This window comes from Paenibacillus marchantiophytorum (assembly GCF_014640555.1).
Taxonomy (GTDB): Bacteria; Bacillota; Bacilli; order Paenibacillales; family NBRC-103111; genus Paenibacillus_E; species Paenibacillus_E marchantiophytorum.
Genome location: NZ_BMHE01000048.1, coordinates 46606 through 61126 on the forward strand (window position 1 = coordinate 46606; position 14521 = coordinate 61126).

At 50.4% G+C, this 14521-nt stretch carries 8 protein-coding genes; 5 read left to right on the top strand and 3 right to left on the bottom strand.

Annotated features, from left to right (window positions below; genetic code table 11):
• Window positions 1-129: 129 nt before the first annotated feature.
• Both IEY34_RS29360 and IEY34_RS29365 read right to left on the bottom strand, forming a co-directional pair.
• The gene (locus tag IEY34_RS29360) at window positions 130-1161 is read right to left on the bottom strand and encodes an anthranilate phosphoribosyltransferase (RefSeq protein WP_189018769.1); all 1032 of its coding nucleotides are present in this window, start codon (window positions 1159-1161) and stop codon (window positions 130-132) included.
• The gene (locus tag IEY34_RS29365) at window positions 1158-1802 is read right to left on the bottom strand and encodes an ANTAR domain-containing response regulator (protein ID WP_189018770.1); all 645 of its coding nucleotides are present in this window, start codon (window positions 1800-1802) and stop codon (window positions 1158-1160) included. Before IEY34_RS29365 ends, IEY34_RS29360 begins: the two co-directional genes overlap by 4 nt.
• A gap of 471 nt (window positions 1803-2273) precedes the next feature.
• On the opposite strand from IEY34_RS29365, the gene IEY34_RS29370 reads away from it, so the two are divergent.
• From IEY34_RS29370 to IEY34_RS29385, 4 genes are all read left to right on the top strand, one after another.
• Window positions 2274-3515: a nitrate/nitrite transporter gene (locus IEY34_RS29370; RefSeq protein WP_189018772.1), complete on the top strand. Its 1242-nt coding sequence runs from the start codon at window positions 2274-2276 to the stop codon at window positions 3513-3515.
• Window positions 3516-3672: 157 nt separating this feature from the next.
• Window positions 3673-6096, top strand: a complete 2424-nt coding sequence (gene nirB, locus IEY34_RS29375) for a nitrite reductase large subunit NirB (protein ID WP_308423065.1) — start codon at window positions 3673-3675, stop codon at window positions 6094-6096.
• Window positions 6097-6126: 30 nt separating this feature from the next.
• A complete protein-coding gene (nirD, locus tag IEY34_RS29380; protein ID WP_189018774.1) occupies window positions 6127-6477 on the top strand; it encodes a nitrite reductase small subunit NirD in 351 nt (116 codons plus the stop codon).
• A gap of 47 nt (window positions 6478-6524) precedes the next feature.
• Window positions 6525-8642, top strand: coding sequence for a molybdopterin oxidoreductase family protein (locus IEY34_RS29385; protein WP_268240197.1), 2118 nt, complete (start codon window positions 6525-6527; stop codon window positions 8640-8642).
• 8 nt (window positions 8643-8650) lie between these two features.
• Here the strand turns inward: IEY34_RS29385 and IEY34_RS29390 are convergent, their stop codons facing one another.
• Window positions 8651-13000: a DEAD/DEAH box helicase gene (locus IEY34_RS29390; RefSeq protein ID WP_189018780.1), complete on the bottom strand. Its 4350-nt coding sequence runs from the start codon at window positions 12998-13000 to the stop codon at window positions 8651-8653.
• A 201-nt stretch (window positions 13001-13201) separates the two neighbouring features.
• On the opposite strand from IEY34_RS29390, the gene IEY34_RS29395 reads away from it, so the two are divergent.
• Complete coding sequence (locus IEY34_RS29395) at window positions 13202-14074, top strand: NAD-dependent epimerase/dehydratase family protein (RefSeq protein WP_189018782.1); 873 nt, start codon at window positions 13202-13204, stop codon at window positions 14072-14074.
• Window positions 14075-14521 lie beyond the last annotated feature (447 nt).

Here is a 14521-nt window from a genome sequence, read left to right on the forward strand (position 1 = left end):
ACTTAATTCGACATAAATTGGGTGATTCCTTCCCAAATGATGACATTTTTGTCGAAAAACCCTTTGCTTCAGACTCCAATAGGATATCCGTGCAAAGGGTTGAAGAGGAAATGTGCGCTGCTTCTGTTATTAAGTTGTAGAAACAGGTTTAATCGCCTGGGTCCATTCCGTATATTTCTGGAAAGCGGCCCCTTGTTCAATCGCATGTCGAGCCAAGTAAATGCCTTCTTCGATCGAACCTGCTTTTTGTGATACCCACAAACGAACGGCGCTATTGAGCAGAACCATGTTCAAATAGGGGAGTTCAGCTTCTCCGCGCAGTACGGCTAGGGCGGTTTCACCTTGCAGCTGAGCTGTCCATTCAACTTCGGGGACCTCAACCATTAATTCATAAATTTCAGGATCCACGATAAATAACTCACTGGCTCCGTCTTGAATCAGGTAGGTTCGTGTACGCTTATCGATGGCCAAATCTTCCGAACCTTCCATCCCCTGCACCACGATGCCGCGGGATATCCCTAATTCGATCAATAAATTAGTGATTTTCTCGAACACAGTGCCGTGGAACACACCGACCGCCATGAAGGGCGCTTCGGTGAAACGAAGCAGCTTCTCTGCGGTATTGAACACAGTGCGCAGCCCGAGTTCTTGGCGCAGTTCGCGCAGCTCGCCGAGCGGCGGGCACCAGCTTTCCGTTGGCGCGAACAGGAAGCCTGTTCGGGACGCAGCGGAAACGAGCGCTTCGCGCGATGCGGAAAGTGCGTGAACGCCTAGCGCGGCTAGGACATCCGTCAGCGTGATGCCCCACTTGGGCGGCATGCTGGGGCTGCCGTGCAGCGTAGTTGGCAGACCGCAGGCGGCCAGCACGAATGCCGTTGGCAACGTTGCGATGAACGTGCGCGCGCGTCCGTCATAAGGGCCGGCGCAGTCGATGCTGCCGGGGATAGGATAAGCGTTCGTCCGCTTGCGCAGCGCATGGATGAAGGCTTTGATCTCATCCGGCGATTCCATCTTAATACGCTCGGCGACGAGGAAAGCGCCCATTTGGGCTTGTGTCGCACCGCCTGTAAGCATGAGTTCTGCTGCCTGTGAAGCCTCCTCATACGTGAGGTCTCTGGCTCCGCGTTTGCCGCGGCCCACTTCTTTGAGTAAAGATATCATCGTTTCCGACCTCCTTGGTTCTGATCCTGAAGTAGTTGATACACCTTGACAATGGAGGTAGCCACGTCTACCATTCGTTTACGTTCATTCATCGCTTGTTTACGTAAAAAATCGTAGGACTCCGCTTCGGAAATCCCCTTGATCTCACATAAGATCCGCTTCGCTTGATCTACCCATTTCCGCTCTTCCAGCTTGGAATGAAGCTGTTCACGTTCTTGCTGCCACTCGGTTCGTTGAAAATAATGATTCACGCCCAGCAGCAAAGCGCAATGAACTTCCAGTGCAGTCATCGTTGAACCAATTAAGCCATCTATGCCGCCATCGACCTTGCATTCATGAGAAGGAAACGTTAGTCTGTCGCACCACCAGAACAAGGGAAGGCTTTTGAGAGCAAGTACACGATTGCGCCACGGTTCTACTTGATCAGGACTTACAGATAATAATACAGCATCGACCTTAGGAATGATAAAGGAAATTTCTTTGACAGTAGAAGCGGCATATACGCGAAATCCCAGATCCTTCAACATCTCGTCAGGCAAGGATTCCACGGAACGTTCTGAATCATTCAGCGCAGTGGAGGACGAGGAGGTAGCTGAGCGAGTTGTTTTCAACTCGTCGATCAGTATAAATGATTGCAACATTTGAATACCTCCATCGTGATTAGCTTTTCACTTATGGTAAGTTCATGTTAGGTTTGATTGGTGAGTGAAAGATTATACGGCATTACTATAGCATATGACATTGAAATTTGTCGATATGATAGAATTTTTCTTATTAACAAAATTTTTGTGTTATGTTTATTGACATAAAAGGGGCGCCGTACTATAATCAAGTTAGAAATCGGCACAATGATGTGCCACTGAGCAGCACAACGATGGCAATGGCGCCTATCCCCTTACAACTATGTAACTGGATAGGCTTTTTATGTTCTTACAACTAAATAATCTAACATGCTGTTTACGATGATGTGACAGCAGTGGCAATGAGGCCGAAAAACATCCAGCATATTGGCAGCGGATTGTTTTTCGGCCTTTCCTGTCATAGCCTTATCAACTACACTAAGGTAGGTACAAAAAAGAAGGCGAAAAGCCTCGCAAAAGGAGAGGGATTTCATGGTTGATCAGAAGAGCTTTTTGCAAGTAGGACACAAAGGGTCGTTATTTAGTTCATTCTTGTATTTTGACATGAGTTTCATGGTTTGGGTGCTTCTTGGCCCGCTTGCGGTTATTCTTGCTAATGATTTTCATCTCGATGCCGCTCAAAAAGCCAATCTGGTAGCTTTGCCGACACTGGGTGGTGCGGTTCTTCGATTAGTATTAGGTGTACTGACAGATAAAATTGGCCCCAAACTAACGGGGCAAATCGGGCTTAGCTTAACTCTTGTACCGCTGTTCTGGGGCTGGCAATTCGCCAACTCGATGGGGGATATGTATTTCGTCGCTTTGATGCTCGGTATTGCAGGCGCCAGCTTTGCAGCCGCGCTGCCACTAGCCAGCAGTTGGTATCCGCCGCAGTATCAAGGCTTAGCGATGGGCATTGCAGGAGCTGGCAACAGCGGAACCATCTTCGCAACCTTGTTCGCAAACCGGCTTGCTCAGCACTATGGGGACTGGCATGTTGTACTCGGTCTTGCGATGATTCCAATTGCGTTGACACTGATTGTTTTCAGCATTCTGGCTAAGGACAGCCCGAATAAGCCAGCGCCCAAGACCATCGCTGAGTATAGCAAAGTATTGAAGCAAAAGGATTCTTGGTTGTTTTGTATTCTGTATAGTGTAACGTTCGGTGGTTTTGTAGGAATGGCTACGTATTTAACGATCTTCTTTAATACACAATACGGGCTCTCCCCGATTCGGGCTGCAGATTTTACAACGCTATGTGTCATCGGAGGAAGTTTCTTCCGCCCTGTAGGCGGATGGCTCGCGGATAAGATCGGCGGAATTCGTATGCTGATGGTTCTATACGGCATTGTGGCTTTAATGATGGCTGGCATTTCTACACTCCCTGCCCTTTCGCTCACAACCGTTATGCTCTTCGTTGCCATGATGGCGTTCGGGATGGGGAACGGCTCGGTGTTCCAACTCGTACCACAGCGCTTTAGCAACGAAATCGGTGTTGTAACTGGAATCGTAGGTGCGGCGGGCGGTCTCGGCGGTTACTTCCTGCCGAAAATTCTTGGTAATTTGAAATTGTCTACTGGTTCTTTCACACCAGGGTTTCTTATTTTAAGTGGGATTGCAGTTGTTTGTATCTTATTGATTGCAGTCGTGCAAGGACAATGGAAACGGACGTGGATTGGTGAAGGCGGCAAAGTAAAAGCAGCACCTGCATCGCTGGATAGCCTGCATGCTTAAGTAGCGGATACAAGCCGCTGGCCCTATAGAGGCTAGCGGCATCATGGTAAAAGTGTTTGCTCATGCAGCTTGCAAGCTCAGGCTGCATGGGCAAAGACGTTTACGACTAATCGTCTTTGGTAGCCTTTTTTACCGCATAGACATAGAGGAGAGGAAGATGGTTATGACCCAAAAAGAGAAGTTGGTTTTGGTCGGCAATGGGATGGCAGGCGTTAATGCGGTTGAGCACTTGTTGAAACTTACGCCTGATAAATATGAGGTTACGATTTTTGGGAGCGAGCCGCATCCGAACTATAACCGAATTTTGTTGTCGTACGTACTTTCCGGTGATTCCAAAGTAGAAGATATCGTCATCCATCCTTACGAATGGTATACGAATAACCATATAACGCTGCATACGAACCAAACGATTACACAGATCGACACAACCGCGCAAACGGTAACGAGTGACAGAGGCCTAACGGTTTCTTACGATAAATTGATTTTGGCAACAGGTTCCAATCCTTTTATGATCCCAATGCCTGGTGCGGATAAAGAAGGGGTCATGGCGTACCGGACCATCCGCGATTGCGAAATCATGATGGAGTCCGCGAAAAAGTATAAAAAAGCCATCGTCATCGGCGGCGGTTTGCTTGGATTAGAAGCAGCCCGTGGCTTTCTGAACTTAGGCATGCAGGTCGATGTCGTGCATATCGTGGATACGATTATGGAACGTCAACTGGACCGAACAGCTTCCAAAATGCTGCAAGCAGCACTTGAGGAACAAGGCATTAACTTCCTATTAGCCAAGCAATCGGCTGAGATCGTTGGCGACACGCGGGTAACCGGTTTGAAATTTAAAGATGGCACGGTTGCCGAAGCGGATCTCATTGTGATGGCGGTCGGTATCCGTCCCAACGTTGAACTGGCCAGAAATTCCGGTGTGGAATGCAATCCGGGAATCGTTGTCAATGACTATTTGCAAACCAGTGTGCCCAATGTGTATGCCGTAGGCGAATGCGCGATGCACAGAGGAATCGCTTATGGCTTAGTAGCGCCGCTGTATGAGCAAGGTGCGGTGCTCGCTAAACATTTGGCAGGCGTAGAAACTGGTCCGTATGAAGGTTCCATTTTATATACGAAGTTGAAAGTTTCCGGTGTTGACGTATTTTCGGGCGGGAAGTTCGTTGATGCGGAAGGCACCAAAGCGATTCGTATCCATGATGAATTCACAGGTGTTTATAAAAAGGTTGTGATTCAAGACAACAAAATCATCGGAGCCGTACTCTTCGGAGACACGGCGGACGGTACGCGGCTGATGCAAATGATTAGGGAGGAAACCGATGTCAGCGCTATGGCCAAGACGTCGATTTTAACGGATTCCTCGAGCGGAGGCAGTATGGCTTCTGGGGTTGCGGAGATGAAAGAGGACGCCATCATTTGTGGTTGCAACGGTGTAACCAAAGGCACGATCTGCTCAGCTATTAAGGAACAAGGCCTGACGACGGTCGATGAAGTGAAAAACTGTACGACAGCATCCCGTTCATGCGGCGGTTGCAAGCCGCTCGTCAGTGACCTGCTCGCTTTCACATTGGGGGCGTCCTATGATAAAAATGCCGTTAAAGAATCGATCTGCGGCTGTACGGATCATTCCCGTGATGAAGTTGTTGAAGCGATCCGGGAAAAAGGATTATCCCATGTGCGTGAAGTGATGAACGTGCTTAGCTGGCATAATGAAGAGGGCTGTTCCAAGTGCCGCCCAGCACTTAACTACTATTTGGGCATGGTGAGCCCTTCCACCTATCAGGATGACAGTACTTCAAGATTCGTCAATGAGCGAATGCACGCCAATATCCAAAAAGATGGCACGTATTCGGTTGTTCCACGGATTTATGGCGGAGTCACCAATCCAACCGAATTGAAACGGATTGCGGAAGTCGCGGAGCAATTCAAGGTTCCTACCGTGAAATTCACAGGCGGTCAACGTCTTGATTTGCTTGGCGTGAAGAAAGAAGATTTGACTGCCATGTGGGAAGCGTTGGATATGCCATCCGGTTATGCCTACGGGAAAGCCTTGCGCACAGTGAAGACCTGCGTAGGTGAAAGGTTCTGCCGATTCGGGACAGGTGATGCGATGGCTGTTGGCATAGAGTTGGAGAAACGGTTTGAGCGATTGAACACACCGGCCAAAGTGAAGTTAGCTGTGTCTGGGTGTCCTCGCAATTGCGCGGAATCAGGGATCAAAGATTTGGGTGTTGTTTCTGTAGATGGCGGCTGGGAGCTGTATGCCGGAGGCAATGGCGGAGTGAAAGTGCGCGTCGGCGATCTGTTGACAACCGTGAAAACTGAGCAAGAAATTATCGCGTATACAGAAGCTTACCTGCAATATTATCGTGAAACAGGCAAATATGGCGAACGTACCAGTGAGTGGGTGCATCGATTAGGGGTCGAACATATCCGTGATGTGGTTGAGAATGAGGAGGAACGCAAGCAATTATGCGCTCGTATGGACCTTGCGCTTTCCGTGACGCAAGATCCGTGGAGACAGGCGATCGATAGCAAAAAAATTCAACGCGATCTATATGAAGTTGTAGAGCTGTAGAAATAGACGAGGGTCGGGAGGAGTCGGAATATGAAAAAACAAGATGAGCAAATGATATGGGTGCAGGCCGTATCTTATGAGGATTTGGCGATCAATACGGGAAAAACAATTCGTTATCAAGGCGAAGAAGTTGCGCTGTTCAGAATGAAAAGCGGCAAACTCCAAGCGATCCAGAACCGCTGTCCTCATAAAGAGGGCGTTTTGGCCGAAGGAATCGTGTGTGACGATCACATATTTTGCCCGATGCATGACCGCAAAATTCATCTTCCTTCGGGACTTGTTCAGGCTCCTGATACGGGCTGTGTAAAAACCTATTCAACGAAGATTGAGGATGGCATGGTCTACATTGGCTTCCCGACAGCAGAAGAAATGGCTAGTTAATGAAATAACGATTACAATAGGCATCTATAGAGAGCATTATTGCGGGGGTGGGAGTTATCATATCACCATTATTATCTTTATCGAATCAACAACCGTCCTCCCATTGCTGCTTCTGCAGCATGCAGTGTGGACTGGAGATTGTGCCGAGTGAACGAACAACGTCAGGTCTTAGCATTAAACCTAGTCAAAACTTTCCGGTAGCGACCGGCAGACTCTGCCAAAAAGGTTTGCATGCGCTTGAGCATGTGCTCCATTCGGAGCGCCTTCTCGAGCCTTTCTTCAAGATCGGCAATGATTCGCAGCGGTGGCAGCAGATAACATGGGATCAAGCTTTCACTGACATTGCGGGTAAAATTAAGTCGCTGCAAACGGCATACGGCCCTGATGCCATCGGTGTCTACGGCGGTGGGTCACTAACGAACGAGGTTAGCTATCTGCTTGGCAAATTCACACGTGTTGCATTGCGCTCCAAATATATTGACTATAACGGTCGATATTGTATGTCATCAGCAGCGGCAGCCAGCAATCAAGCTTTTGGCCTTGATCGCGGAATGACGATGCCTCTGACGGAAATCTCCAATGCCAAGTACATCATTCTGGCAGGCACGAATATCGCGGAATGCCAACCGACGATGATGCCCTATTTGCTGGAAGCGAAGAAAAAAGGCGCCGTCATTGTGACAATCGATCCCCGGAACACGATGACATCCAAGGTAGCGGATATCCACGTGCGCTTGCAGCCAGGCTTCGATTCTGTCTTTATCAATGGTTTGCTGCATGTGATGATTGAGGAAAAGCTCGTCGATCAGCGGTTTATCGGAGAGCGAACTTCCGGTTTTGAACAAGTGAAGGAAGCAGTAAAGCCATTTACTCCAGCGAGGGTAGAAGCTCTGACGGGTGTTCTGCAAGCCGTAATCCGCACAGTAGCAAGAGGGTTCGCGAAGGCGGAGACGGGAATTGTTCTGACAGCTCGTGGATTGGAACAGCAAGTAAACGGTGTGGAAAATACGTTGAATTACATCAATCTGACCTTAGTAACTGGCAAAATAGGGCGCCCAGGCTGTGGATATGGTGCGGTTACAGGCCAAGCGAACGGCCAAGGCGGACGTGAGCATGGGCAAAAAGCGGATCAGCTTCCCGGCTACCGCCTGATCGAAGATCCAGCGGCTCGCGGTTATGTGGCCAAGATTTGGGGCATCGATCCGAACGAATTGCCTGGCAAAGGTGTTTCAGCTTACGAATTGCTGCAAAAGGTTGATGAAGGAGAAATCAAGGCGCTGATCGTCCTTGGTTCGAATCCACTGGTCTCTAGTCCGAATAACCGGATGGTGGAGCGGGCTCTTCAAAAGCTCGATTTGCTGGTTGTAGTTGATATGTTCGAAACCGAAACGGCGCGTTATGCGCATTATCTGCTGCCGGGATCTTCCTTTGCCGAAGCTGAGGGGACCATGACGAATTTGGAAGGTCGTGTGTTCCATCGTCAGAAGGCCTTGGAGCTTCCAGGCAACAGTAAGCTCGACTTCCATATTATTTGCCGCTTGGCAGAAGCGTTAGGGCGAGGCGCTTATTTTCAATATACGGATATTGAGGATGTATTTCGTGAATTAACGGCGGCAACCGCCGGTGGTAAAGCCGATTACAGCGGGATAACGTATCGCAGGCTTCAGGAGGAAAAGGGCTTGTTCTGGCCTTGTCCCTCACCGAATCATCCAGGGACTCCGCATTTGTTTGAGCAGCGGTTCCATCATCCGGATGGGAAAGCCAAGCTGTTCGGGATTCAGCCCAAAATGCCGGCCGAACCGATTGATTCGGAGTATCCGTATGTACTGACAACGGGGCGGCTTGCGAATCATTATTTGAGCGGTGCGCAAACCCGCCGAACCGATGCTTTGAACAAGAAGGCTCCAGTGCCAGTGGCCGAAATTCACCCTTGGCTGGCGAAACGAATCGGACTCGGAACGGGCAATCAGATCCGTATTACAAGCCGGCGAGGTTCCTTGTGTTTGGAAGTGAAGGTAACGGAAGGCATTCAACCTCGAACCGTATTCGTACCTTTCCACTGGGGCGACGAAAACTCCATCAATGTCTTGACGAATGATGCTTTGGATCCTACCAGCCGGATGCCGGAATTTAAAATTTGCGCCGTGCAAATCGAATGTATCTAAGACCGTACTCAGCTCAGTTGGCTTGGCCAAAGGACGAAGCTGGTGCGGTCTTTTTCTGCGCCGAGAAGTTTCAAGTAAGCTTGCTCGGGGGCTTCCGAGATGCGCACGCCATTCCACGTATCGATCACGATTTTACGCAGGTGATGCTGCTTGAGGAACTGACGGAACATACTTTTGAGTTCTTGAGCCACAATGGCAGGTTCACTAACAGGGCTGCTTGAGGATGGCATATGATAGATTCGTTTTCCATTATTTTCAATCCAATATAACCATTCACTGCCTTGAAGCGCCAAGTAATTGCCTTGTTTGCGTGAAAAAGAAATGCCAGGCATAGCAGGCCAGTCCAGCAGCAGTCCATACGGATTAGCTGGATCTACAGCGCTTAACAGGGTGAATCTGGCAGGGCTTTCCCAAGCAGCGGGCTGCTGGTGCAGAAGGCTGATGAATTCTTTGGTGGCAAATTGCAAGGCATGCAAATCCGTAATAAACAGTCCCCGAACGACTAGTCCCCATTCCTCCAATTGACGCAGCGCAGTTTGAATGGACTCCCACGGAAACGGACAATAGGTTGAAACGACACTTTTGGTGACAAGTCCAAAACGTTCCAACAAATGATGTGTCCACTGCATAGCAGATGCCTGCTTATCAAAGGCAGGTTCGATTACCGATTGCAGCGCATACCAGCGACCTAGTCCGGACTGGAATTTCTCTGGTTTCTTGGAAGCGCCCATCGCATGCAAGCGGAGAGGGGCAAATTGGTCGTTGGCGGCCTGTCCGTCCCAAACGAGCTGAAGCAATTCTTCCAATAAAGAAGATGGCGTTTTTCCTGTTTCGATGCCAAGCTTACTAAGAAAACTGGCCCCTTTTTCCTGAAGCAAATGAAGTAAATAGGGCTGGGATACAGGTCTGGCATTCACGTCTGCTAGGCAGGGAGCGAGCAAAGCGTGATGATCCGAGAGAAAGAAGGCGATCCGGCCTTCCTTTTCATCTGGCTCTTTGCGCCCCATCCATAGAATCTGCCCTGAAGAACACAGGGTATCCAGATCCTGCTTGCGATACGAAAGTTGACGACTCGGGAATAACAGCGATTCCCAATGTGAAACGGGCAGGAAGAAACCCTGTAAATCCGTAATGATCGAAAGTAACTGCTCCATCCCGGATATCTCTGGTAGCACGGTGAGCTTGCGCCTGAGCGGCATATGCGCCAAATAAGTGGATGGGGAGATGGCTCCGCCACCTCGGCGATAAGACTGCAAGGACATGCGAATTAAGCGCGAGGCCACCTTGCTGCTGGTCCATAACTCTTCTGTATCGGCTTCAGCAAATGGGGCTGCTGCTATCGTTTGGGATTCTAGCGCCGCTTGTATCCAATGATCTGCTACGCCAGGTTCAATTTCAAAGCGAGAGACAAGTTCATCCTTCGTAAAGGAAAGTCGCCCATCAGCAAATCGTTGAAAGATGAAGGCTCTGGAAACCGCATCTTCGGAAAGTGTGCCATAGAAATCCAGTTCGTCGCTGCACAGATAGCGGGTTTCGTTTGAATAAGCAGTAGCAGCGATCTTGCCTTCTTGCAAGAGCTCGTCGATCCATGCGGCTATCCAAGGTTCATCGGGAGCGCTGACCTTAACGAGTTCGGAAAGCGAGGAATCCCCGCGTTCCTTCAGAAAACGCAGCACTTCACCGGTAGAGGAGAGCGGTTCATCTGTCTTCGTGAGCTTATGTTCCTCAGCTTCGATTGCTTGAGGGCTGACAACGTTGCGAATGGCGGCCGTTCCGAAGATTTCGGCGGCCATTTGTCGGCTGAAGCCTAGCAGTTCCACTTGCAAATCCTCCGATAAAGCATCGGATTCATATATTTTTTGCGCCACGTAGTCCGATTTGAACTGGGCGGCAAGTGGGGAAGGGAAGTGGTTGCGATGAACGGCAATCTGAATATCCCCTGTCTGAATAGCTGTGAGAGTATTCCTCAGATTCGGCAGATCGACGTGATCTTCCAAACATTCACGCATCGCCTCTTGGAATAAAGGGAAACGCTCCTTAAAGGGCAAAGCTTCCTTCATAAGCTCCTGCCCGCGCAGCCGCTTGATCCAAGCCGGAACGCGCGTAAAACTGCGGGAGAGCAGCAAGGAGGTTTCGGCTAAACGCTGAAAGGCTGCGCCGAACATGCCGGACTCGGCAACTGTTTCAATGACGAATTGTTCCGCCTCCTCGGGCGTCATAGATAGAATGGCAGGTAGTAAAGCATCATGGAAACTAGGGAATATTAGCTCAATACCATTGTCTTTGGCATTGGCGTAGATAGCCGTTAATCCTTGTTGCTTGAGATGTTTCTCTATTCCCATGAGCCAAGAGCGATTTAATTTACGGCCAAAAAGGCTGTGTAAAATGGTATGAGCTTGATTATTCTCATCCACAAAGGACTCGATGACAATCGTTGCATCGGTGGGTACAGCGTTCACTGCAAGTTGATTGCGGACAAGGCTGATCAGGGATTGACTGGCTTCGGCGTCGAAATAATAGCGTTCCTCGAGCCAATTCTGAACATCAATGTCTGCCTCGGTGCGTGACTTGACTTGCAAACGATCTCGCAGCTCGCGCCAAATGTGACCGGTTTGCACTCCGAGCTCAAAGGATTTCCCACCGGATTCGCCACGCCAGAAGGGGATTTCGCTGTAGCGATTCTCCGCTTCCTGCACATAGATGCGCTCCGGGCGCTTGCGCACGATACGCCATGATGCTGTGCCTAATTGGAAGACGTCTCCTACGGACGATTCATGAATGAATTCTTCATCCAGTTCTCCAAGATGAAGACCTGTCTCGTTGTGATGCACGGGATAGGCCGTGCTTTGCGGAATGGTGCCTGCTCCGGTCAGCGCAGCCATCTGCGTGGCGGCGAGCCGTTCGAGGCTGCCGGTTTCGCGGTTCCACGCGATGAGCGGGCGAACGAACGGATAGAGACCGGACAGGACTTCCAGCATCGCCAACCAGCGTTCTTCCGGCAGCTCGTGGAAGGAGTCGCTCTGCGCCAGCAAGCGCCCCAGCCTCGCCACATCCAGCTCGTCGCCCATCGCCGTCATGGCGACGAGCTGCTGGGCCAGCACATCGAGACTGCCCCGCGGAATGCGGATGTCCTCGATGTCGCGCGCTGCGATCCGCCGGCTGAGCACGGCGAGCTCCGGCAGCAGGCTGCGGCTGCGCGCCAGCAGCACGCCCCGGCTGACGCTGCCGACGGCGTGGCCGGCACGGCCGATCCGCTGGATGCCTGCGGCAGCGGAGAAGGGAGAGTCGAGCTGGATGACCAGCTCGACATGACCGACGTCGATGCCGAGCTCCAGCGACGACGTGGCAACCAGGCAGCGAAGCTCGCCGGCCTTGAGCATGCGCTCGACCTCGAGCCGCTTCTCGCGGGCGACGCTGCCGTGGTGGCTCTTCGCGATCTCATGACCGACATGGTCATTGAGTCGCAGGGTAATGCGTTCGCAAAGCCTGCGGCTGTTGGCGAAGATCAGGACCGTGCTGCAGCCTTCCATCAGCTGCAGCAGCCGCTCTACCAGCGGCGTCCATATCGCCTCTTTGTCTGCTCCGGCTTTTGCAGGCTCCGGCATCGTCACCTGCAGCGCGTACTGCTTCTCGGCTTTGCTCTCGATAATGCGGACCTGCCTTGGCTGATCCGCTTCCCAGCCGCCGAGAAACTGCGCGACCCGCTGGATCGGCTTCTGCGTGGCAGATACGCCGATCCGCTGGACGGATCGCCCGCACCAGGCGCCAAGCCTTTCGAGCGTGAGCGACAAATGCATACCGCGCTTGTCCGCTGCCAGATCGTGAATCTCGTCGACGACGATTTGTTCCACGCTCTTGAGCATATCTCTCGCGCGCGATGACGTGAGCAGCAGGTACAACGATTCTGGCGTTGTTACCAATAGGTCTGGCGGCTGCTTCAGCATCGACGCTCGCGTGCTTTGCGGCGTATCGCCGGTCCGCACGCCGACGCGCAGTCCGCGCCAAGCAGTTTCATGATTCAAAGAAGCGGCCAGCGCTTCAATTTCCCCGGTGAAATGGATCAAATGATCATGAATATCGTTGTTGAGCGCTTTCAGCGGAGTGACCACCAAGACGCGTACACCCGGCACATAAGCATCGCCAAGCGCTTGTTTCGTGTGCACAACTTGGTCCATACCCGGAAGCAAGGCGGCCAACGTTTTACCTGATCCCGTAGGGGAAGATATGAGCGTATGCGCCCTGGTACGTATCGCATTCCATGCCTGCTTCTGCACATCGGTTGGTTCACCGAAACGGGAAGAAAACCATGCTGTCAGAATCGGATGAAAATGAGACAGCTCTGGCGCTATGTTCGTCATATCGTTCTCTCCCTTGCTTACACTTTATTCCAACATAGCATATTGGAAGGCTCTTAGCCAACGCCGAGAGAACCTTACTTACTTTTATGTTACTAACGCATCATTTTTTCAGTTCTTATCAAGCTTTCTATTTGCCCTTATACTTGGGAAGACAAGAAGATAGGCAGATAGGCAGCTCATTTCAAGGGAGGCAATTAGGTGATGGGGAAAGCGCGAGTCATTGTTACTGGAGGCAGCGGTAAAGCGGGCCAGTGGATTTTAAAACATTTTGTGGAAAATGAGTATGAAGTCATTAATTTGGACGTCAAGGCTCCAGCTGAGCCGATCTGTCGGACGATTATTACGGATCTCAACGATTTGGGGCAGGTTCATAATGCCTTATCGGCTTTTAGCAGCGGGAATCGGCAGGAAGTTGCAGGCATTGTTCATTTTGCGGCCATTCCACAAGCCTATACACATACGAATGACGTTTGCTTTCGGAACAACGTGATGAGTACTTACAATATTTTGGAGGCGGCAGCCAACCTGGGAATCAAGAAAGTGGTTCTGGCATCGAGCGAATCATCTTACGGCATCTGCTTTGCCAGTGAATTCATGGAGCCGCAATATGTGCCTATCGACGAAGCTCATCCGCAATTGCCGGAAGACAGCTATGGCCTGTCCAAAGTTGTGAATGAGGTCACCGCGCAAGCCTTCCACCGACGGACGGGCATGCAGGTCATCAGTTTCCGTCTGGGGAATATTCTAGTTCCTGAGAACTATGCGGAGCTGAAAGCCAACTTTGATAACACAGAAGCGCGTTTGCGGATCTTGTGGTCTTATATCGACGCCAGAGACGTAGCCTCTGCGTGCTTGAAAGCGATTGAAGTCGATGGACTTGGCGCTGAAGCCTTAATTATTGCAGCGGATGACAGCTCATCGAATCGGCTTACCCGAGATTTAGTCGCGCAATACCTCCCCGGAGTAAAAGATATACGTTCATCCCTGGAGGGGAGAACATCCCTAATCTCCAATGCCAAGGCCAAGAAGCTGTTGGATTGGGAGCCGAAGTTTCATCTGATGGAGCAATCGTAGGGGTCGCAGCAACCGCAAAAAAGCGAACAGTCCTTTTGAGTAAGCAAAAGGGGGTGTTCGCTTTTTTTGAGGTCTTGAGTGGCATCTAATGAACTGTAGGATGTTTATAGACGAGAAAATGGCTACTTTGGAGATGTAATGAACTGGATTAACGCTATCGAGCAAATTTTAGGCGGATAGGTGATCATTTGCATAAAATAGGGCATCTGGCATTCATTAGATTTTTAGAATGAGCGATTTTGGCCGAATAAAGGTTATTGAGTTCGTAGGGAGGCTTGCGAAGGTGCATGGACTTGAAGACCTAGCCGCAGGCTAGTTTTTAAACTACGACAGTATAATTAACTAACCGTTCAATAAATCCCATTTTTGCTCTAAATCATTGAGGTAACCTTCGGTATTGCGATTAAATTTCTTGCGTAATATAACGCTGGTTAAACGCTGATTCCA

Excerpts from the sequence above, each read along its gene's own strand:
- IEY34_RS29395 (WP_189018782.1), top strand. The coding sequence starts at position 13,202 with ATGGGGAAAGCGCGAGTCATTGTTACTGGAGGCAGCGGTAAAGCGGGC.
- nirD (WP_189018774.1), top strand. The coding sequence starts at position 6,127 with ATGAAAAAACAAGATGAGCAAATGATATGGGTGCAGGCCGTATCTTAT.
- IEY34_RS29360 (WP_189018769.1), bottom strand. The coding sequence starts at position 1,161 with ATGATATCTTTACTCAAAGAAGTGGGCCGCGGCAAACGCGGAGCCAGA.
- nirB (WP_308423065.1), top strand. The coding sequence starts at position 3,673 with ATGGTTATGACCCAAAAAGAGAAGTTGGTTTTGGTCGGCAATGGGATG.
- IEY34_RS29365 (WP_189018770.1), bottom strand. The coding sequence starts at position 1,802 with ATGTTGCAATCATTTATACTGATCGACGAGTTGAAAACAACTCGCTCA.
- IEY34_RS29390 (WP_189018780.1), bottom strand. The coding sequence starts at position 13,000 with ATGACGAACATAGCGCCAGAGCTGTCTCATTTTCATCCGATTCTGACA.
- IEY34_RS29370 (WP_189018772.1), top strand. The coding sequence starts at position 2,274 with ATGGTTGATCAGAAGAGCTTTTTGCAAGTAGGACACAAAGGGTCGTTA.